Here is a 21,035-nt window from a genome sequence, read left to right on the forward strand (position 1 = left end):
CGCGAGCGACACTGCGCAGCCCGCGCGGTTAACTCCGGGTTGCCGCCGCGCCCGGATCGCGCCTAATCTCTGTCGGCGTAGCCGCTGCGCCGCGCAGCGCCTCCGCCACGCGAGTTACGGCCTCGACCATTGTCCGGTCCGGCGGCCCGCCGAGGGCGATGCCCTGAGCGGATAACGCCTTGACCAACGCGAAGTTGAGATCGCTCTTCACGCTGCCGGCGGTGCGGGGACTGGCGACGTTGCAGAACAGTGAGAAGGTGTTCTCGGCCTTGCCCAGCGTGATGAACTGGAACAGCGGCTCCGGGAACTCGATCACCGCCGGATGCGCCTTGGCCGTCTCGATCGCCACCCGCCGCACGAGGTCGGGATCGATGGCCGACGAGACCACGAGATCGATCTGGACTCGTCCGAGCGGACTGCCATGCGTGACGTTCTTCACGCTCTTGGTGATGAATTCGGAGTTCGGCACGATCAGCGTGGAGCGGTCGAACAGCTCGATCTCGGTCGAGCGCACCGAGATGCGGCGCACATTGCCCTGATCCGATCCGATCACCACCCAGTCGCCGGCCTTGATCGGGCGCTCGGCGAGCAGGATCAGTCCGGACACGAAATTGGAGATGATCGCCTGCAGGCCGAAGCCGATGCCGACCGAGAGCGCGCCGGCGACGATCGCGAGCTTGTCGAGGCTGAAGCCCAGATAGCCGAACGCGGCGACGATGACGATGAGCCCGCCGAGATAGCCGACGCCGGTGCTGATCGAAGCCTTCAGGCCCTCGTCCATGCGGCTCTTCGGCAGCAGGTCGCTGTTGAGCCAGCGCTGCACGGCCCGCGTGAGCGCGTAGCCGAGACCGACCAGCAGCAGCGCGCCGAGTACGCCTGTGAGCGAAAGCGTGATGCCGCCGAGCTGCACGCCCGTTATCGCGTAGCGGAGCCAGCCGAAGACGTCGGTGGACTCCACGCCCCAGGGGGCCAGGACGGAGACGGCGGCGACGCAGATCAGCGCGACGCGGGCCACCCCCGACAGCACGACTCCGACCTGCTCGAGCGACTCCGGCCGCACGCCGACAGCCGCGGCCGTAGACCGGCCGAAGCCGGTTCGGCTCGACAGCGCCGTCGTCAGCAGATCGTCGACAAAGATCAGCAGCAGCCAGCAAAGCGAAATGACGGCCGCCGCCCAGACGAGCTGGTTTGCGAGAAACTGCCCGAGCGCGACATAGCCGAGGGCCACTGCGCCGAGCACGACACCGATCGCGAGCCAAGCCGCAAGCCGCGTGACGGACAGCAGAGGATGGGAGACCGCTTCCGGAGCGTCGGAGGCTCGGTCCTCTATCAGACGCGCAGCCCGCATCCTGCGAAGCGCGACAGCAAACACGCCGGCCACCAGCACAGCGAAGAAGCCGCTGGAGGCGATCGTGAACGGCAGGCTCGCCACGATCGTCTCGTTGAAATGATCGGCGAAGCGGCCGAGCACGAACGCCAGCATGCACCAGAGCGGCTGGTTCTTGATCTCGCTGACGGCAGGCTCGGAGAGCCGCGCGAGGCGCCAGCTCGGCCGGCCGGGAGCGAGCACGGCGCGGATCATCCCCTGCGCAAATCCCAAAAGCCCCGCGGCCCAGATCAGCGAATGAATGAGCGGCTCGATCTTGATCGTCATCCAGCCGGCGCTCTTCAGCCCGATATAGACGCACACGGCCGCGAGCAGTGGAGCGAGCGTGGTGGCGACCAGTCGGAACAGCGCGGTGGCCGAGATCTTCAGCCGCGTCTTCGGCGCTTGCCTGACCACGAGGCGCTCGCCAAGCGCGCCAATCCACCTGCGTCCCGGAAACAGCAGGATCACCGCGGCCAGCACCGCCGCCGCCATGATGCCGACGGAGCCCGGATCGGCGTTGCGGGAGATCGCGCTCGCCCAGTCCGACGCGAGATACTGCATCCGGCCGAGGTCATGCGGCGCAGAGGCCACGACCGCCGTCCAGAGGCCGGGATCGAGCAGCGAGTTCGAGCGCTCGAACAGGCGCTGCGCAAGCAGCGTCCTGCGCCGCTGCGTGATCTGGTCGCCGACCTGAGCGGCTTCGACCTGCAACAGCCGTCCCCGCTTGATGGCGTCGTCGATCTTCTGACGGGCCGCCGTCTGCGCTTCGCGCTCACGGGCGACGTCGGGGCTTTCCGCGGGCGCTCCTTCGGCGGGCTTCGGACCCATCTGGGCGAGCCGCTGGTCTGCGGCGTCGAGCTGCGGGCTCAGCTCCGTTATTGCGGAGTCGACCGACAGGACCAGCGGATCGATCCTTGACCGCAGCGTCGCGAGATCGGCGTCCTTGATGTTGGGGTCCGCGAGTCTCGCCTCGATCCGGTCGAGGTCTGCGCGGGCTGCATCGATCGCTCCGGGCTCGCTGTTCTGCGCGCGCGCGAAGCCTGCGGCCGCGATCGACGCGACCAGCGCGACGGCGATGCAGAGCGCGCGGATGCGGAGGAGCTTTGAGGTCATGGCCCCGAGGGTGCGTGATTCGGATCGCTGGCGCGCTTCTTTCGGCGACGAATGCGGCCAAGCCCGGGCGGGCTCACGCTGACGTCCCCCGGTTAGGAGACACGGTATGTGAAAAATTGACCGTATCGACGCCACGTCTCCTTTCGGGACCTGTCTAAACGAAAATTCGCTCCCATAACCCAACCAACGCGGCGCCATCGGCGCCGATCTGCGTTTGACGGCCGCCCCGCAGACGGTCGTCCGCGTCTCGGATGGGGAACCGAGCTGTTCAGCGGCGGCGGAGAAATGGCGAGGCGCCTGGAGGCGTTCGACTGGAGCGCGTCGGCGCTCGGGTCGCCGTCTGCGTGGCCGGGCGAGCTCAAGGCGGCGCTCGGCATCTGCCTGCATTCAAGCGTGCCGACTGCGATCTATTGGGGCCGCGAGCTGCAGCTCCTTTACAACGACGCCTGGATGCCCGTAGCCGGCGAACGCCACCCGCAGGCGATCGGCCGTCCCGCGGCCGAGGTCTGGCGCGACATCTGGCCGATCGTGGGCCCGCAACTCGCTCAGGTGATCGAAACCGGCAAAGGCTTCTCGACCTCCGACCAGATGCTGCCGATGGTGCGCGACGGCGTAGCGGTCGAGTCCTACTGGAACTACAGCTTTACGCCGATTTTCGACGCCGCCGGACGTGTCGCGGGGGTGTTCAACCAGGGCGAGGAAACAACGGCGCGCGTCCTGGCGCAGCGGTCTCAGAACTTCGTCCTGGAGCTGCGCGATCGGCTGCGCGACCTCACCTCCGGCGACTCCGGCGCCGCCGCCGGCCTAACGATCATTCTGGAGCGGCTCGGCCGGCATCTCGGCCTCGCCCGCGTCGGCTATTCGGTGATCGAGGGCGAGGTCGCGCGCGTCGCCGGAAGCTGGCGCGAGCCCCGGATGGTCGATGTCGCCGCCGAGCAGTTCAAGCTGGCAGAGTTCGGCGAGACCGCCATGGCGGAGATGCTGTCCGGGCGCACGATCTTCAGCGCCGACGTCGCGGCGGACGCACGGTTTTCGGAGGCTGCGGTCGCAAATCTGCGCCGCTTCGGAGTTCGCGCCAATGCGATCGCGCCGGTCGTGCGGGACGGGCGCGCCATCGCGTTCCTGTTCATGGACGACGACAAGCCGCGGCGCTGGTCGCCCCATGAGCTCGATCTCGCCCGTGAGACGGCGGAGCGCATCTGGGTGGCGCTCGACCGCGCCGAGACGATGGCGCGCCTGCGCGAGAACGAGCGGCGCTTCGCGGCGATCTTCGGCGGCGCGGGCGTCGGGCTCTCGGAAGTCGACGCCCACGGGGCTTTCATCAGGATCAATGAGAGCATGGCGCGCATCCTCGGCCGCTCTCTCGACGAGGCTCCGGGGCTCACGATCAACGAGGTGACCCATCCGGACGACCTCGCCCTGACATACAGGAAGCTCGCAGAGGCGCGCGAAACCGGCGAACCCTATTCGATCGAGAAACGCTATCTGCGCCCTGACGGCTCGCATGTGTGGGCGCTGACCAACGTCACGCGCCTGCTGGACGACGCAGGGCGCGTCAGCGGCTTTTTCAGCGTCACCACGGATGTCGGGGAACGCAAGGAGCAGGAGCGCATCCGCGCCTGGCTTCTGGCCGAGCTGAACCACCGCGTGAAGAACAACCTCGCCACGGTTCAGGCGCTCGCTCATCAGACCCGCGCGACGACCGTGTCGGTGGACGAGTTCGAGCGGGTGTTCAACGCGCGGCTGATGGCGTTGTCCCGCGCGCACAATCTGCTGATGCGCGAAACCTGGACTTCCGCTCCCCTTGCTGATCTGGTCGGCGCGACTCTCGCGCCGTACGGTCTCGACGGTCCGGATCGGGTCGCGAGCGGAGGTCCCGACGTCCGGCTGGCGCCTACGGCGGCGGTGACTTTCAGTCTGGCGCTGCACGAATTGGCGACGAACGCCGCCAAGTTCGGCGCGCTGTCCCGGCCGGAAGGCCGAGTTTCGGTCACTTGGAGCGTCGAAGAGTTGGCCGGTCGCACGGGCGTCAGGATCGCCTGGCGCGAGGGCGGCGGCCCGTCTGTCGAGGCGCCGCGGCGCCGGGGCTTCGGCCTGCGGCTGATAGAACGCGGCGCGCCCAGCGAACTGGGGGGCGAGGCGCGGCTCGAATTCGCGCCGGACGGCGTCGCATGCGTGTTCCAGTTTCCCTTGTCGCAGAAAGTCATGCTCCCATGACGGAAAACCTGAACGGCCTTCGTATTCTGCTCGTCGAGGACGAGGCGATGATCTCAATGCTGTTCGAGGACATGCTGATCGACAGCGGCGCGACCGTGGTCGGCCCGGCGAGCGCCGTCGCGTCGGCGCTGCAGGCGATCTCGACCGAAGAGATCGACGGGGCGCTGCTTGACGTCAATCTCGGCGGCGAGCAGAGCTTCGCCGTCGCGGACGCATTGGCGGAACGGAACATCCCGTTCGTGTTCGTGACCGGTTATGGCGCCGCCGGCGTGCGCGACCGCTATCCGGAGGCTCCGACATTGCAGAAACCGTTCGTGACCGACGATTTGCAGCGGGCGCTCGTGCAGCTCGCTTCGGCCGCGCGGGCCTGAGACGATGCGCCCGTTCCACCTCGCCTTCCCGGTCTCCGATCTCGATGCGACCCGACGTTTCTACGGCGACGTCATGGGCTGCCGCATCGGCCGGGAAAGCCCCGGCGCCTGGATCGATTTCGACCTTTTCGGCCACCAGCTGTCGGCCCATCTGCGCCCGTCGAGTTCCTCGCCCGAGGCGACCGGCGGCGTCGACGGCGACGCCGTGCCGATCCCGCATTTCGGCGTCATCCTGCGGATGGACGACTGGCGCAGCCTGGCGCAGCGGCTCGAGGCCGACCCCACGACCAACTGGCGGCTGCGGCCGAAGGTCAGGTTCGAGGGCGAGCCCGGCGAGCAGGCCACGATGTTCGTTCTCGATCCGTCGGGCAACGCGCTCGAATTCAAGGCCTTCGCAGACGACGCGGCGATCTTCGCCGCCTAATCTGGAGGCCCCCGGCAGGCAAGCTTGCGGCCGCGCCAGCCCCGGCTATTGTGCATACACACAAAACGAGCGCGAGGCTGGGAATGCCGACCTACAGAGCGCCCGTCGAGGACACGCTGTTCCTGCTGTTCGACGTGCTCGGCTATGAGCGGCACGCCAACCTGCCCGGCTTCGCCGACGCCGGCCGCGAGGTGGTCGAGGCGATCCTGGCGGAAGGGGCCAGGCTGTGTGAGCGGACGCTGCAGCCGACTAACCAGACAGGCGACCTGCAGGGCTGCACGCGGCGTCCCGACGGGAGCGTGACGACGCCGGCTGGCTTCAAAGAGGCCTACCGGGCGTTCGCGGAAGGCGGCTGGATCGGCCTCTCAGCGGAACCGGACCATGGCGGCCAGGGGCTGCCGCATGTGCTGACCGTCGCCATCAACGAATTCGCCTCATCGGCGAATATGGCGCTCGCCATGTACCCCGGGCTCACGCAGGGCGCGATCGCGGCGCTGACGCTGCACGGCTCGGAAGAGCAGAAGAAGGCCTATCTGCCGAAGATGGTCGCCGGCGAGTGGACCGGCACCATGAACCTGACCGAGCCGCATTGCGGCACCGATCTCGGGCTCATCCGCACCCGCGCGACGCCGGCGGGCGACGGCTCGTATCGGATCACCGGCTCCAAGATCTTCATCTCTTCCGGCGAGCACGACCTCACCGAGAACATCGTGCATCTGGTGCTCGCGCGGATCGACGGCGCGCCGGAGGGCACGAAGGGAATCTCGCTGTTCGTGGCGCCGAAGATGCTGCTGAACCCGGACGGGACGCTCGGCGCGCGCAACGCGATCTCCTGCGGCTCGATCGAGCGCAAGATGGGCATTCACGGCAACGCCACCTGCGTGATGAACTATGACGGCGCGACGGGCTGGCTCGTCGGCGAGGAGAACCGCGGTCTCGCGGCCATGTTCACGATGATGAACGAGGCGCGGCTCGGGGTCGGCGTTCAGGGCCTGGCGCAATCCGAAGTCGCCTACCAGAACGCCGCCGCCTACGCCAAGGAGCGACTGCAGGGTCGCGCGCTGACCGGCGCGAAGGAGCCGTCGCGGCCGGCCGATCCGATCATCGTTCACCCCGACGTGCGCCGGACCCTGCTGTCGATCAGGGCGTTCAACGAGGCGGCGCGCGCGCTCATCCTCTGGACAGCCCTCAAGGGCGACGTCGCCCGGGTCAGCGAGGACGAGCGCGAAAGGCGCGAGGGCGACGACCACATGGGCCTGATGACGCCCGTCATCAAAGGCGTGATCAGCGATCTCGGCTTCGACAACGCCGTCAAGGCCCAGCAGATGCTCGGCGGCCATGGCTACGTCGCCGAGTGGGGCATGGAGCAGTTCGTCCGCGACGCCCGCATCGCGATGATCTACGAGGGCGCGAACGGCGTGCAGGCGATGGACCTCGTCGGTCGCAAGCTGCCGCGCGACGGCGGCCGCGCCGTCATGGCGTTTTTCAAGGAAGTCGACGGCTTTCTCGCGGAGAACGCCGAGAGCGAGGCGCTCAAGCACTTCACCGCCCCTCTCAAACGGGCGCGCGAAGACCTGCAGAAGGCGACCATGTGGTTCATGGCCAACGCCATGGGCAAGCCCGACAACGCCGGCGCCGGCGCGACCGACTACATGCATCTCTTCGGCCTGGTGGCGCTCGGCTATATGTGGGCGCGCATCGCCCAGACGGCGCTGGCGAAGAAAGCCGAAGGCAACGGCGTCGCCGAGCAGATGGAGGCAAGGCTCTTGGCCGGCCGCTTTTTCATGGAGCGGGCGCTGCCCGAGACCGCAACGCGGCTCGCGCGGATCTCGGCCGGCGCCGATACGATCATGGCGCTGCCGGCGGAGATGTTTTGAGCGGACGCGAGGCGCGGCGTCGCGCCCCGGCATGACGAGCCCGACGGGAGAAGACGATGGCCGACGCCTTCATCTATGACGCGGTGCGCACGCCGCGCGGTCGCGGCAAGCCGGACGGAGCGCTTCACGAGGTCTCGACGCTGGGCCTCGCTGTGACGGCGCTCAAGGCGCTCGCCGCGCGCAACGGACTCGAGACCGGCCGGATTGACGACGTGGTGCTGGGCTGCGTGGACCCCGTCGGTGAGGCCGGCGGCGACATCGCCCGGGCCGCCGCGCTCGCGGCCGATTACGGCGTCCAGGTTCCGGGCGTGCAGATCAACAGGTTCTGCGCGTCGGGCCTCGACGCCGTGAACTTCGCGGCCGCGCAGGTGATGGCTGGCCAGCACGACTTGGTGGTCGGCGGCGGAGTCGAGAGCATGAGCCGCGTCGGGCTCGGGGCCTCGGGCGGCGCCTGGCCGATGGACCCGGCGATCGCGGTGAAGTCCTATTTTATGCCGCAGGGCGTCTCGGCCGACCTGATCGCCACCAAATACGGCTTCTCGCGCGACGACGTCGACGCCTATGCGGTCGAGAGCCAGAAGCGCTCGGCGGCCGCCTGGGAGGCCGGCCGGTTCGCGAACTCAGTCGTGCCGGTCAAGGACGTCAACGAGATCATCCTGCTCGACCGCGACGAGCACATGCGGCCCGAGACCACGATGCAGTCGCTCGGGAGCCTGAAGCCGTCCTTCGTGGAGATGGGCGAGATGGGCGGTTTCGACGCCGTCGCGGTCTACGCCCATCCGGAAGTGGAGCGCGTCGAGCATGTCCACCACGCTGGCAACTCGTCCGGCATCGTCGACGGCGCCGCGGCGGTTCTGGTCGGCTCCAGGGAAGCCGGCGAGGCCGCTGGCCTGAAGCCCCGCGCCCGCATCAGGGCCTTCGCCAACATAGGCTCAGATCCGGCGCTGATGCTGACCGGGCCGATCGACGTCACAAAGAAGGCGCTGACGCGCGCCGGCATGTCGCTTGCCGACATCGACCTGTTCGAAGTCAACGAGGCGTTCGCGGCCGTGGTGCTGCGCTATCTGCAGGCCTTCGAGCTCGACCCGGCCAAAGTGAACCCGAACGGCGGCGCCATCGCCATGGGCCATCCGCTCGGGGCGACCGGCGCGATGATCCTGGGCGCCGCGATCGATGAGCTCGAACGGTCAGACAAGGAGACGGCGCTCGTGACGCTCTGCATCGGCGCCGGCATGGGCACGGCGACGATCATCGAGCGGGTGTGAGATGACCGCCAGCACAGGTCGAGCCTAGAGGAATCGGAGCCCAGCATGAGCGCACCCAGCTTCCACACCGAGCTCGACGGCGACGGAATTCTCTCGGTCGTCTGGGACATGGCCGGGCGCTCGATGAACGTGCTGACGGCGGAGGCCATCGCGGAGCTTGCGGCGGTCGTCGACCGGGTGATCTCGGACGACGCGGCCAAAGCCGTCCTGGTCTCGTCCGGCAAGAAGGCGTTTTCGGGCGGCGCCGACCTGACGATGCTGGAGGGCATCGCGCGTCTCTACGCGCGCGAGAAAGCGCGCCATGGCGAGGCGGCGGCCGCGAAGGCCGTGTTCGAGGAAAGCCGCCAGCTCAGTCTGCTCTACCGCCGCATCGAGACCAGCGGAAAGCCGTGGGCGGTGGCCATCAACGGCGTCTGCCTCGGCGGCGCCTTCGAGCTCGCACTCGCCTGCCACTATCGCGTCGCGTCGGACGATCCCTCGACCCGCGTCGGCTTGCCGGAGGTGAAGGTCGGCCTGTTCCCCGGCGCCGGCGGCACGATGCGAATCGCGCGGATGATGCCGCCGCAGGACGCGCTGCAGATGCTGATGAAGGGCGAACAGATCCGCCCCGATCGGGCGCGCGCCATGCGGCTCGTGGACGAGGTCGCGCCGAAGGACGAGATCGTCGAGCGCGCCAGAGCCTGGCTTCTGAGCGGGCCGAAGGCTGTGAAGCCATGGGACGAGAAGGGCTTCAAGCTGCCGGGCGGACCGGTCTGGTCGAAGGCCGGCTTCATGACGTTTCCGCCGGCGAACGCCATCTACCGCCGGGAGACGCAGGACAACTATCCCGCGATCCGCGCCATGCTGCAGGCCGTGTTCGACGGGCTTCAGCTGCCGATGGACCTCGCGCTGACGGTCGAGAGCCGGCTGTTCGCGATGGTGCTGCGCAGCCCCGAGGCGGCGGCGATGATCCGCACGCTGTTCGTTTCCATGCAGGAGCTGAACAAGGGCGCACGCCGGCCGAAGGGCGTTCCGGAAACCAAGCTGAGAAAGATCGGCGTCGTCGGCGCCGGCTTCATGGGCGCAGGCGTCGGCTACGTCTCCGCGCAGGCCGGGCTCGAGGTCGTGCTGATCGATCAGACCCAGGAGGCGGCCGACAAGGGCAAGGCGTTCGCGCAGAAGCTGATTTCGGGGCAGGTCGCGAAAGGCCGCGCCACCGGCGCCGAGCGCGACGCGCTGCTCGGCCGCATCACGGCGACCTCGGACTATGCGGCCCTCGCGGACTGCGACCTGGTGATCGAAGCGGTCTTCGAGGACCCGCGGGTGAAGGCCGAGGTCATCGGCAAGGTCGAAGCCGTGCTGAGAGACGACGCGATCTTCGCCTCCAATACCTCCACGCTGCCGATCTCAAGTCTCGCCAAGGCGTCGCGCCGTCCCGAGAATTTCGTCGGCATCCACTTCTTCTCGCCGGTCGAGAAAATGATGCTGGTCGAGGTGATCGTCGGCGCCCAGACCGGCGAGGCCGCGCTGGCCGCCGCGCTCGACTATGTCCGCGCGATCAGGAAGACGCCGATCGTCGTGCGGGATTCCCGCGGCTTCTTCGCCAACCGCTGCGTCATCGCCTACATGCTCGAGGGGCATCTGATGCTCACCGAGGGCGTGCCCCCGGCGATGATCGAGAACCTCGCCAAACAGGCCGGCATGCCGGTCGGGCCGCTTTCGCTGAACGACGAGGTCGCGCTCGATCTCGGCCTCAAGATCGTCCGCGCGACCGAAGCCCAGCTCGGGCCGCAGGCCGTGAACCCGGCCCAGAAGGCGCTGCTTGAGACGCTCGTCGAGAAGGAGGGCCGCCTCGGACGCAAGAACGGCAAGGGCTTCTACGACTATCCGGAGGGCGGCAAGAAGCGGCTCTGGCCGGGCCTCGTCGATCTCCAGACGAAAAGGCTCGATCCGGAGACGCTCGACGTCGGCGAACTCCGCAACCGGATGCTCGTCGTCCAGGCGCTCGAGGCCGCCCGCACCGTCGAGGAGGGCGTGATCACGGACGTGCGCGAGGCCGATGTGGGCGCCATCCTCGGCTTCGGCTTCGCGCCCTTCACCGGGGGGCCGCTGTCCTGGATCGACGGCATGGGCGCCGCGCGGTTCGTGGAGCTCGCCCGCAGCCTCGAGGCCAAGCACGGCGAACGGTTCCGGCCCAACGCCCTGCTGGTGGAGCTCGCCGAAGCCGGCGAGACGTTCTACGGCCGCTTCGCCGGCGCCGGAGAACACGCCGTCGCGGCCGCGTGAACGGAGCCGTCTTGCGCGGCGAACGGCGCGTCCGATAAGCCACGCCGCACGCCTGAGCCGCGCCTGTCCGCCGCGGTTTCCTGGGCAGGACGGGACATGACGGCACGCAGGCTTCTCCCCATGATCGCCGCCGGGACGGCCCTGCTGGCGGCGGCGACGATCCTGGCCGCGCTGGGCTGGCAGGCGGTCCGCATGTGGCGCGCCGCTCCGACGCCGGCGGACCAGTCCGCGGCCGCTCCCGAGGCGCCGGATCCTCTTGCGGCGCGTCAACCGATCGCGGCGTCCGAACTGCTCGCGCACGAGCCGGACGTCCCATCGCAGTTCGTGCTGCTTCCGACCGTGAAGCCTGCCGCGTTCTGCAAGGCGCTCGGCCCGATGGGGCTTTCGAACCCGACGTTCCAGGGCGCCGTATGGCCGGTGCGGAGCTGGACCTGCGTGGCCGATCTCCTCAAGCCGGTCGCGGGCGACGAAGCGGCGGTCTCAAGCCTGTTCGTCTCGGCTCGCGGCGACGATCCTGACCGCCTCGAGACGCTGCGCATCAAACTCAACCTCCTCGACCCGACCACGGCGCCGGTTGCGAAGGCCATCGCCAGGGACCTGTTGCGGAAGATGTTCTGGGGACTTGGCTTCCCCGCGCCGGAGGCGGCGCTGGAGGCGGTCGATCAGTTGCGCGAGGGCGCTTTCGAAGAGGGCGGCGTCCGCTATGACCTGCAGCGAGAATTCGGCGCGCCGCGCTTCAACCTCATCATCACCTTCCCGCAGCGCCTCGGCGCCGGGGGCGAGGATCGTTTCCTGCCACCGCGCTGAGCGCGGCCACGACCGGAGACCGCAAGAATGCCGCGCTCAGTCGATGTCTACTTCTCGATCGCGTCGCCATGGAGTCATCTCGGTCACGCGCCCTTCATGGAGCTCGTCGCGAAGCACGGGCTGACTGTCCGCTGGCGGCCGATGGCGCTCCCTCCCCTGTTCGCGGCTACGGGCGGCGTTCCCCTGCCTCAGCGATCGCCGCAGCGGCAGCGCTACCGTTTCGTGGAGCTGCAGCGCTGGGCCGAGAAGCGCGGCCGCGACATCAACTTCCGGCCGAAGCACTGGCCCTTCAACGCGCAGCTTGCGGATGGGGCGGCGCTCGCGCTGGTCGGCATCGGCGAGGACCCGGCCGGCTTCATTGGCGCGGCCATGCGGGGCGTCTGGGAACAGGAGCGTGACCTCGCAGATCCGGCGACGGTGCATGAGCTTCTGGTCGCGCACGGCCTCGATGCGGATTCGGCGCTGGCGGCCGCGACCTCCGAGCCCATCACCGCGGCCTACGAGGCGAACCGGCTGGAGGCTGAGCGGACAGGCGTGTTCGGGGCCCCGGCCTATGTGCTCGACGGCGAGGTGTTCTGGGGTCAGGATCGGCTCGATCTGCTCGACGAGGCGCTCGCCTCCGGCCGCCCGCCTTATGTCGCGGATTTCTGATCCCGGCGCGGCTCGTCGCGGACCGACGCCAAGGAGACAATCGATGCGCGCGTTCGCCCTCGCCGCCCTGTTTCCCTCCGCGCTTCTGCTGACCGCGGCCGCGCCGGAATCTCAGCCTGCCGGCCGCTATCAGCTTCAGCCAACCGACGGTGGCTTCCTGCGGCTCGACCGGGACACGGGCGCCACCGCGTTCTGCTCGCCCTCGGGCGAAGGCTATGCCTGCCGGGCTGCATCCGAGGAGCCGGCGGCGAACGGCGCCGAGGTGGCGCGGCTCGAGAAGCGCCTGGCGGCGCTGGAAGAGCAGGTGCGGGCGCTCACGCGGCCCGCGGCGGCGGCGCCCAAGGACGGCCCGGCCGAAAGCGACGGTTCGCTGCGTCTGCCGAGCGACGAAGAAATCGGCAAGGTCACGAGCTTCCTCGAACGCGCCTTGCGGCGGCTGAAGGAGCTGGGAGAGCAGATGCAGAAGGAGGAGCCGTCGCAGCGCGAGCGGCTTTAGGGCGTCAGTGCAGCGTGCGCACCGCGTGAGGGCTCTCAAGCGCAAAGGCCGGGATCGCGACCACGAAGGGCTGATCGTTCTCGGTCAGCATGTGGTAGTCGCCCACCATGATGCCTGACGGGGTCGGCAGCGGCGCGCCGCTCGTATAGGTGAAGGACTGGCCGGGCCGTAGCGTCGGCTGCTCGCCGACCACGCCGGGGCCCCGCACCTCCTCGGTGCGCCCATGGCCGTCAGTGATGCGCCAGTGCCGGGCGATCAGGCGGACCGTCTCCTCGCCCTCATTCACGATCTCGACCGTGTAGGCGAAGACGTAGCGTTCCTCGTCTGGCTCGGATTCGGACGCCAGGAAGCGGGGCGAGACCGTGACCCGGATCGCGCGCGTCGTGGCGGTCCAGGAATGCGTTTCTTCGGGCGTCGACGCGGTCGGCTCAGTCATGAGCGCAGGATAAGCGCTCCGCCACGGCGGCCGTCAAGCGGCCGCTTCGGCGGCCGCGGCGGCCATCGAGCGCAACCAGAAGTGAACGCGCCCCACGGCGGCGGCAGGGCGCGTTCCAAGATTCAGCTTGATCGGCGCCATTGCGTCACATTTACTGAGCCCCGGCCCGCGTCCCAAAGAAAAAATCACTAAAGACGGGCCAAGGGGAAACGACAGCGCGTCCGCCAAGAAGATGCGCAACGCTTCCGCGCGTCCGAGTCAAAGACCGGGCGGCGCGACAGGGGAGGATTTACGTGAAAGACCTGCCAGAAAAACCAGAGCGGCCGAAATCCGCCAGGAACAGTCTCGGTCGTCGAGGCTTCCTCGTCGGCGCGGCTGCCGCCGGCGCAGGGTCGGTGGCCGCTCCGGCCGTCGTGCGCGCCCAGGCCGCTGTTCGGCTGAAGTTCCAGTCAACCTGGCCGAACAAGGACATCTTCCACGAGTTCGCAACCGATTTCGTGAAGCGCGTCAACGAGATGGGTTCCGGGCGGATCCAGGTCGAGCTGCTCCAGGCGGGCGCGGTCGTGCCGGCTTTCCAGCTCATCGACGCGGTATCGACCGGCGTGCTCGACGGCGGCCACGGCGTCGCGGCCTACTGGTACGGCAAGAACAAGGCCTTCTCGCTGTTCGGCACCGCCCCGCCCTTCGGCTGGAACGCCAATCAGCTGCTCGCCTGGATCAAGTATGGCGGCGGCCAGCAGCTTTACGATGAACTCGTCCAGGGCGTGCTCAAGCTCAACGTGCAGGGCTTCCTCTCGGGGCCGATGCCGACCCAGCCGCTCGGCTGGTTCAAGAAAGAGATCACCAGCCCCGACGACCTGAAGGGCATAAAGTACCGGACCGTCGGCCTCGGCGCCGACCTGTTCAAGGAGCTCGGCTCGGCCGTCACCATTCTGCCGGGCGGCGAGATCGTGCCGGCGATCGACCGCGGGCTGATCGACGGCGCGGAGTTCAACAATCCGTCGTCGGACAGGGTGCTCGGCTTCCCGGACGTGTCGAAGATCTACATGGTCCAGAGCTACCATCAGGCGCTCGAGTGCTTCGAGATCCTGTTCAACAAGCGCAAGTTCGACGCCCTGCCGGCCGAAGTGCAGGCGATCGTCCGCTACGCCGCCGAGGCCGCCTCGGCCGACATGTCCTGGAAGGCGCAGGACCGCTACTCCAAGGATCTGGAGGCGATCAAGGCCGCAGGCGTCAAGGTCATCCCGACCCCGAAATCCGTGCTGGAGGCGCAGCTCGCCGCCTGGGACAAGGTGATCGCCCACACGCAGGACCCGTTCTTCCAGAAGGTGATCGAGAGCCAGAAGAGCTTCGCCAAGCGCGTCGTCGGCATGACGCGCGAGATGGAGGCGCCGCGGGACCTCGCCTACGAGCACTTCTTCTCGCAGGCGTGACGCCTGTAACGGCGGCCGGCCTACGGGCCGGCCGCTCCGCCTCGCGTCGCCATTCCGGAAACCCTCCCCATGCAATTCTATCTACTGGCCGTCGACCGCTTCAATGCGGCCGTCGGCAAGCTGTTCGCATGGTCGATCGTCGTTCTGACGCTCGTGATCACCTACGAGGTCGTGTCACGACGCCTGCTCGGCGCGCCGACGACCTGGGCTTTCGACGCAAGCTACATGCTTTACGGCCTGCTGTTCATGTCGGCCGGGGCGTACACGCTGTCGCGCAACGGCCATGTCCGCGGCGACTTCCTGTACCGCCAGTGGCGTCCGCGCACCCAGGCGGGCCTGGATCTCGTGCTCTACATTCTCTTCTTCTTCCCCGGCATTCTCGCGATGGTCTACGCCGGCTGGGTCTTTTTCGAGCTGTCCTACGAGACCAACGAGACGAGCTCGTTCTCGCCCGACGGGCTTCTGCTCTGGCCGTTCAAGCTGATCATCCCGATCACCGGCGTCCTGATGGCGATGCAGGGCGTGGTGGAGGTCCTGCGCTGCGTGGTCTGCCTCCGGAGCGGCGAATGGCCGCAGCGGCAGAGTGACGTCGAGGAAACCGAGCAACTCATTCTCGCCGAGGCCGCCGCAAACCGGGTCGAGATCGACCAGGACAAGATCTCCGTCGACGAGGCCAAGCTGTGAGCGCCATGATCACCGATCCCATGATGGGCGTGATCATGCTCGCCCTGTTCGTCGTGCTGCTTCTTCTGGGATTTCCGATCGCCTTCACGCTGATGGCGCTCGGCGTCGCGTTCGGCTACTACGCGATGGGGGACACGGTCTTTCAGCTGTTCGTTCAGCGCACTTACAGCGTGATGTCGAGCGACGTGCTGATCTCGGTGCCGCTGTTCCTGTTCATGGGCTATCTGGTCGAGCGCGCCAACATTCTCGACCGGCTGTTCCGCTCGATCCAGCTCGCGGCCGGCGGGCTGCCAGGCTCCCTCGCGCTCGCGACGCTTCTCACCTGCGCCCTGTTTGCGACCGCCACCGGCATTGTCGGCGCGGTGGTGACCCTGATGGGGCTGCTCGCCTTCCCGGCGATGCTGCGCGCCGGCTACGACACCAAGCTGTCGGCCGGCGTCGTCTGTGCGGGCGGCTGCCTTGGCATCCTGATCCCGCCGAGCGTGATGCTGATCCTTTACGGCGCGACCGCCGGGGTCTCGGTCGTAAAGCTCTACGCGGCCGCCTTCTTTCCCGGGCTGATGCTCGCCGGGCTCTACATGCTCTATGTCATCGTCCGAGTGGTGCTGAACCCGTCGCTCGCGCCGAAGCTGCCGCCGGAGCAGCGGGCCGGCTCCTACCTCACGGTGCTATGGGCGCTCGCGACCTCGTTCCTGCCGCTCGCGCTGCTGATCTCGGGCGTGCTCGGCGCGATCATCGGCGGTTACGCGACGCCGTCCGAAGCCGCTGCGATCGGCGCGATGGGCGCCATGCTGCTCGCCGTCGCGTATCGCCAGCTGACTTATGAGAAACTGCGGGAGTCGGTGTACCTCACCGCCCGCGCCTCCGCGATGGTGTGCTGGCTGTTCGTCGGCTCGTTCGTGTTCTCGGCCGTCTTCGCCTATCTGGGCGGCCAGTCGGTCGTCGAGAACTTCATCGTCGGGCTGGACCTCACCCCGGTCCAGTTCCTGATCCTGACGCAGGTCATCATCTTCGTGCTCGGCTGGCCGCTCGAGTGGACGGAGATCATCGTGATCTTCCTGCCCATCTTCCTGCCGCTGCTCAATCACTTCAACATCGACCCGCTGTTCTTCGGCGTGCTGGTCGCGCTCAATATCCAGACGTCGTTCCTGTCGCCGCCGGTGGCAATGGCGCCCTTCTACCTCAAGGGCGTGGCGCCAAAACACGTGACGATCAACGAGATCTTCGCCGGCGTGATGCCGTTCCTGTTCATCGTGATGTTCGCGATGGCGCTGTACTACACCTTCCCGCAGATCGGCCTGTGGCTGCCGAACAAGCTTTACGGCGGCGGCTAGAGGCCGGGGCCGCGCGCCGCCGGATGTCAGCCGGCGGCGCTGTCGTCGAAGTCCTGTTCCTCGAGCGCCGTGACCTGCTCGGCCGAGAAGGTGTAGCGCGTCGAGCAGAAGTCGCAGGTGACCTCGATCGAGCCGTCATCGGTCAGCATGTCGCGCCGCTCCTCGGCCGAGAAGCTCTTCAGCATGCCGAGCACCCGGTCACGTGAACAGCGGCAGGCTTCGCGGACGCCGCGGCTTTCGAAAACGCGGATCTCGCGCTCGTTGAACAGCCGGATCAGCAGCCGCTCGGGGGCGAGCGTGGGATCGATCAGCTCGTGATCCTCCACCGTGCCGACCAGCGACTGGGCCTCCACCCAGGCGTCGTCCTCCTCCGTCTCGGAGAACGCCGCGCCCTCGGGCGCGTCGCCGGGATCGAGATCCGGCAGCCGCATGCGCTCGGGCGCCTCGGGAAGGAACTGGACCAGCAGTCCGCCCGCGCGCCACGTATGGTTCGGGCCGGCGCCGTCGCCAGCCGACAGGGTCTCGGCGACCGCGAGCCGCACCCGGGTCGGGATCTGCTCTGACTGCCGGAAATAAGCGTGCGCGGCGTCCTCGAGCGAACCGCCCTCGAGCGCGACCACGCCCTGGTAGCGCGACATCTGCGGCCCCTGGTCGATCGTCAGCGCCATATGGCCCTGCCCGAGCAACGCCCCGGTGGATCCGCGCTCGGGCACACGCTCGGCGTCGAACCGCGCGCAGGCGCGCACTTTGTCCGGGGCCTCGAAATCGACCACCAGCATGCCGATCGGCCCATCAGACTGCGTCTGGAGCTGAAAACGCCCGTCGATCTTGAGCGCCGAGCCCAGCAGCACGGTCAGCGCCACCGCCTCGCCCAACACCTTGGACACCGCGGGCGGATAGGCGTGGCGCTCGATCACGCGGTCGATCGCCGGCCCGAGCCGGACGACGCGACCGCGCACGTCGAGTTCCTCGATCTGGAACGGCAGGATGCGATCGTCGCCGTCCTCCCGGATGGCGGCGGAGTCAGTTTTGGTCATGCTCGACTGTTACGCCCCGACGGCGCCGAAGCACCAGGCCAGAACGCCCTTCTGCGCGTGAAGGCGGTTCTCCGCCTCGTCAAAGACAGCCGACTGCGGTCCGTCGATGACCTCGTCGGTCACCTCCTCGCCGCGATGCGCCGGCAGGCAATGCAGGAATATGGCGTCGGGAGCGGCCTTTTTCATCAGCCCCTCGTTCACCTGGAACGGCCGCAGCAGATTATGACGCCGCTCGCCGTCGCGGTCGCCCATCGAGACCCAGCTGTCGGTGACGACGGCGTCGGCGCCGTCCACCGCCGTGTCGGCGTCATGACCAAGCGCGATCTTGGCGCCTTCCTGGCGCGCCCAGTCCAGGATCTGGGCGCCCGGGCTAAGCTCCGCGGGGGTCGCGATCCTGAGATTGAAGTCGAAGCGCGCCGCGGCGTGGATCCAGGAGGCGAGCACATTGTTGGAGTCGCCCGTCCAGGCGACGGTGCGGCCGCGGATCGGCCCCTTGCGTTCCTCGAAGGTCATCACATCGGCCATCACCTGACAGGGGTGCGAAACCTTGGTCAGGCCGTTGATGACCGGCACGGTGGCGTGCCTCGCGAGTTCGAGCAGCGCGTCGTGCTTCAGCATGCGGATCATGATCGCGTCGACGAAGCGCGAAAGCACGCGCGCGGTGTCGGCGATCGCCTCACGTTCGCCGAGCTCGATCTCCTTGCCCGTCACCATCACGGGCTCGCCGCCGAGTTCCCTGATGCCCACGTCGAACGACATGCGGGTCCTGAGCGAAGGCTGCTCGAACACCATCGCGACGAACTTGCCCGCGAGCGGCTTGTCCTGAGCGTCGGCCGGCGTACGCCGGCGCGCCTTGATCGCGGCGCCTGCGTCGAGGATCTGGCGGAGCGTCGTTCCTGGCAAGTCGCTGAGATCGAGGAAATTCCGGACCGCGGCGCTCATTCGGCCGCTCCCCGCGCCAGCAGGCCGGCTTTGCGTTCGATCGCCGACAGCCCCCGATCGATCCGTTCGACCGCCTCCCCGATTTCCTTCTCGGTGACGACGAGTGGCGGCAGCAGGCGAACGACATTGTCGCCGGCGCCCACCGTCAGCAGCCGCTCGTCCCTGAGCGCCGCCACCACGTCCGTGTTCGGCACGAGGCAGCGCAGGCCGAGCAGGAGCCCCTCGCCCCTCACCTCTCCGACGGTCATGGGATGCGCGTCGATAACCTGCGCGAGACGCTGGCGGAACAGCAGCCCCATGCGCGCGACGTGATCCAGGAAGCCCGGCTCGAGCACCACGTCCAGCACCGCATTGCCGACCGCCATTGCGAGTGGGTTGCCGCCGAAGGTCGAGCCATGCACGCCGGCCGTCATGCCGTCGGCCGCCTCCTGCGTGGCGAGGCAGGCCCCCAGCGGGAAGCCGCCGCCGATGCCCTTGGCGATCGCCATTACGTCGGGCCGCACGCCCGCATGCTCATAGGCGAACAGCTTGCCCGTGCGCCCGACGCCGGACTGGACCTCGTCGACGACGAGCAGGAGGCCTTCACGGTCGCAGATCTCCCGCAACGCGCGCAGCGCGGCGGGCGGGAACACCCGAACGCCGCCCTCGCCCTGCAGGGGCTCCACCAGCACGCCCGCGGTCTCGGGGCCGATCGCCGCCTCGACCGCCGCAATGTCGGCGAACGGAACCTGGTCGAAGCCCTCGACCTTCGGCCCGAAGCCTTCGAGATATTTGGCCTGCCCGCCGGCTGCGATCGTCGCGAGGGTCCGGCCGTGGAAGGCGCCCTCGAAGGTGATCAGGCGGTAGCGTTCCGGCTGGCCATTGGCGTGGAAGTGCTTCCGCGCGAGCTTGATCGAGGCCTCCAGGGCCTCGGCGCCCGAGTTGGTGAAGAACACGACGTCCGCGAAGGTCCGCTCCACCAGCCGCCGCGCCAGCCGCTCGCCCTCCGGAATGGCGTAGAGGTTGGAGACATGCCACAGCTTCTCGGCCTGCGCCTTCAGCGCCTCGACGAGATGCGGATGGGCGTGGCCAAGGGAGTTCACGGCGATGCCGGCGGCGAAATCGAGATAGCGCTCGCCGCCTTCCGTCACGAGCCAACAGCCTTCGCCTCGCTCGAAGGCGAGGCCGGCGCGGGCGAAGACGGGCATCAACGCGGAAGCGGCGGTCACGGCGGAACCCTTTTCGGCGTTCCGGCGCACTGCGCGGATCGCTCCGATAGCCGCCGGAAAAAGAAAAAGAGCCGCCCCAGCCGAGCGGCTCTTCGATCGGCGCGATAATATAAAGAGCGCCTGCTCTGTCAATCGCCGCGAGCGGCGGAATGCTTGGTTCTGAGGGCTTTCCGCGGCAGTGGACCGGCTGTGGACAACCCGCCGGCATCCGGCTGGGGAAAACCCCACTGTTGCATTCCGGACTCTTTACGGTGAGTCGCGGCATATCGTACTTTAAGAACCGTTAAGGCACGACATCTCGTGCTCACCTTCGTCTTCCAAGTGGATGAGGCGGCCACGCCGTCGGGCGCAGAAACGCGTCGCGACGGACGCCGCCGGATTCCGCGGAGTCGACGGCACTGGAGGATCCGATGCAGTGGACCGATGAGCGGGTCGAGCTTCTGAAGAAGCGCTGGGCCGAAGGCCTGAGCGCGAGCCAGATCGCGGCGGAGTTGGGCGGCGTCACGCGGAACGCGGTGATCGGTAAGGTTCATCGCCTCGGGCTCTCCGGCCGGGCAAAGGCTGCGCCGAGCGGCGTCGCCCGCCTCCGGGCCAAGCCTGCCGCCGCGCCCCGGCGCGTCGCCACCGCCACGCCCGCGCCGAGCCAGCAGAGCTACGGCGTGCGCGGCAACGTGGCGCTCGCGGCCGCGCCCGTCTCGGCGCCGCGGTCGGTCGCCGCGCCCCGCCTCGTGCCTCTCGAGATCGTGGAGAGCGCCGCGCTGGTCTGCGAGCGGGTCACCATCATGGAGCTCCGCGAAAACATGTGCCGCTGGCCGCTCGGCGATCCGAGCCAGCCCGAGTTCCGCTTCTGCGGCGGGCGCTCCTCGCCCGGCGACGCCTATTGCGGCCACCACGCCGCGATCGCCTATCAGCCCGCGCATGACCGGCGCCGCGACCGCCGCCCGGCCCCGGCTCTCACGCACTGAACCCTGCGTCACGCGGAGCGGTCCTGCCGAGGCCGCTCCGCCGCGCATTTTTCCACGACACGCTGTCTCCAATGTGATCCACGCCGGCTTTCCGGCGTAGGAACGAACACGTCTTGCCATTGTTGTCGGTGAACGCGACGT

Annotated in this window: 18 protein-coding genes; 13 read left to right on the forward strand and 5 right to left on the reverse strand. The window is 68.3% G+C overall.

Annotation, left to right across the window (positions count from 1 at the left end; genetic code table 11):
- Nucleotides 1–28 precede the first annotated feature (28 nt).
- A complete protein-coding gene (locus VM780_RS00500) occupies nt 29–2,482 on the reverse strand; it encodes a DUF3772 domain-containing protein (RefSeq protein WP_325444002.1) in 2,454 nt (817 codons plus the stop codon).
- 285 nt (nt 2,483–2,767) lie between these two features.
- Between VM780_RS00500 and VM780_RS00505 the strand changes: the two genes are divergently transcribed.
- From VM780_RS00505 to VM780_RS00545, 9 genes are all read left to right on the forward strand, one after another.
- The gene (locus VM780_RS00505) at nt 2,768–4,699 is read left to right on the forward strand and encodes a PAS domain-containing sensor histidine kinase (protein ID WP_325444004.1); all 1,932 of its coding nucleotides are present in this window, start codon (nt 2,768–2,770) and stop codon (nt 4,697–4,699) included.
- Nucleotides 4,696–5,070, forward strand: coding sequence for a response regulator (locus tag VM780_RS00510; protein WP_325444006.1), 375 nt, complete (start codon nt 4,696–4,698; stop codon nt 5,068–5,070). The genes VM780_RS00505 and VM780_RS00510 overlap by 4 nt, the downstream gene beginning before the upstream one ends.
- A gap of 4 nt (nt 5,071–5,074) precedes the next feature.
- On the forward strand, nt 5,075–5,494 hold the full coding sequence (locus tag VM780_RS00515; RefSeq protein ID WP_325444008.1) for a VOC family protein: 420 nt from the start codon (nt 5,075–5,077) through the stop codon (nt 5,492–5,494).
- An 83-nt stretch (nt 5,495–5,577) separates the two neighbouring features.
- Nucleotides 5,578–7,371: an acyl-CoA dehydrogenase C-terminal domain-containing protein gene (locus tag VM780_RS00520; protein WP_325444010.1), complete on the forward strand. Its 1,794-nt coding sequence runs from the start codon at nt 5,578–5,580 to the stop codon at nt 7,369–7,371.
- Between the two features lie 56 nt (nt 7,372–7,427).
- The gene (locus tag VM780_RS00525) at nt 7,428–8,636 is read left to right on the forward strand and encodes an acetyl-CoA C-acetyltransferase (protein ID WP_325444012.1); all 1,209 of its coding nucleotides are present in this window, start codon (nt 7,428–7,430) and stop codon (nt 8,634–8,636) included.
- Nucleotides 8,637–8,681: 45 nt separating this feature from the next.
- The gene (locus VM780_RS00530; RefSeq protein ID WP_325444014.1) at nt 8,682–10,901 is read left to right on the forward strand and encodes a 3-hydroxyacyl-CoA dehydrogenase NAD-binding domain-containing protein; all 2,220 of its coding nucleotides are present in this window, start codon (nt 8,682–8,684) and stop codon (nt 10,899–10,901) included.
- Nucleotides 10,902–10,997: 96 nt separating this feature from the next.
- Nucleotides 10,998–11,708, forward strand: coding sequence for a DUF6030 family protein (locus VM780_RS00535; RefSeq protein ID WP_325444016.1), 711 nt, complete (start codon nt 10,998–11,000; stop codon nt 11,706–11,708).
- Between the two features lie 27 nt (nt 11,709–11,735).
- Nucleotides 11,736–12,359, forward strand: a complete 624-nt coding sequence (locus tag VM780_RS00540) for a 2-hydroxychromene-2-carboxylate isomerase (RefSeq protein WP_325444018.1) — start codon at nt 11,736–11,738, stop codon at nt 12,357–12,359.
- A gap of 43 nt (nt 12,360–12,402) precedes the next feature.
- On the forward strand, nt 12,403–12,855 hold the full coding sequence (locus tag VM780_RS00545; RefSeq protein ID WP_325444020.1) for a hypothetical protein: 453 nt from the start codon (nt 12,403–12,405) through the stop codon (nt 12,853–12,855).
- A gap of 4 nt (nt 12,856–12,859) precedes the next feature.
- Here the strand turns inward: VM780_RS00545 and apaG are convergent, their stop codons facing one another.
- A complete protein-coding gene (gene apaG / locus VM780_RS00550; RefSeq protein WP_325444022.1) occupies nt 12,860–13,291 on the reverse strand; it encodes a Co2+/Mg2+ efflux protein ApaG in 432 nt (143 codons plus the stop codon).
- 302 nt (nt 13,292–13,593) lie between these two features.
- Between apaG and VM780_RS00555 the strand changes: the two genes are divergently transcribed.
- The 3 genes from VM780_RS00555 to VM780_RS00565 all read left to right on the forward strand — a co-directional run bounded on the left by VM780_RS00555 (nt 13,594) and on the right by VM780_RS00565 (nt 16,742).
- Nucleotides 13,594–14,724 carry a TRAP transporter substrate-binding protein gene (locus VM780_RS00555; protein WP_325444155.1) on the forward strand — a complete coding sequence of 377 codons (1,131 nt, stop codon included), beginning with the start codon at nt 13,594–13,596 and terminating at the stop codon, nt 14,722–14,724.
- A 69-nt stretch (nt 14,725–14,793) separates the two neighbouring features.
- The gene (locus VM780_RS00560; RefSeq protein ID WP_325444024.1) at nt 14,794–15,408 is read left to right on the forward strand and encodes a TRAP transporter small permease subunit; all 615 of its coding nucleotides are present in this window, start codon (nt 14,794–14,796) and stop codon (nt 15,406–15,408) included.
- Nucleotides 15,409–15,413: 5 nt separating this feature from the next.
- Nucleotides 15,414–16,742, forward strand: a complete 1,329-nt coding sequence (locus tag VM780_RS00565) for a TRAP transporter large permease subunit (protein ID WP_325444157.1) — start codon at nt 15,414–15,416, stop codon at nt 16,740–16,742.
- A 26-nt stretch (nt 16,743–16,768) separates the two neighbouring features.
- Here VM780_RS00565 and VM780_RS00570 read toward each other — a convergent pair whose 3' ends face one another.
- Genes VM780_RS00570 through VM780_RS00580 form a run of 3 tightly spaced genes read right to left on the reverse strand, consistent with a single transcriptional unit; the run spans nt 16,769 to nt 19,908 of the window.
- Nucleotides 16,769–17,779, reverse strand: coding sequence for an Hsp33 family molecular chaperone (locus VM780_RS00570; RefSeq protein ID WP_325444026.1), 1,011 nt, complete (start codon nt 17,777–17,779; stop codon nt 16,769–16,771).
- A gap of 9 nt (nt 17,780–17,788) precedes the next feature.
- The gene (gene argF / locus VM780_RS00575) at nt 17,789–18,721 is read right to left on the reverse strand and encodes an ornithine carbamoyltransferase (protein WP_325444028.1); all 933 of its coding nucleotides are present in this window, start codon (nt 18,719–18,721) and stop codon (nt 17,789–17,791) included.
- Nucleotides 18,718–19,908, reverse strand: coding sequence for an aspartate aminotransferase family protein (locus tag VM780_RS00580; protein WP_325444159.1), 1,191 nt, complete (start codon nt 19,906–19,908; stop codon nt 18,718–18,720). Before VM780_RS00580 ends, argF begins: the two co-directional genes overlap by 4 nt.
- 431 nt (nt 19,909–20,339) lie before the next feature.
- Here VM780_RS00580 and VM780_RS00585 point away from each other — a divergent pair, with 431 nt between their 5' ends.
- On the forward strand, nt 20,340–20,894 hold the full coding sequence (locus tag VM780_RS00585) for a GcrA family cell cycle regulator (protein WP_325444030.1): 555 nt from the start codon (nt 20,340–20,342) through the stop codon (nt 20,892–20,894).
- Nucleotides 20,895–21,035: the final 141 nt, after the last annotated feature.

Origin of the sequence: Hansschlegelia sp. (genome assembly GCF_035538955.1) — a bacterium.
Classification (GTDB): domain Bacteria; phylum Pseudomonadota; class Alphaproteobacteria; order Rhizobiales; family Methylopilaceae; genus Methylopila.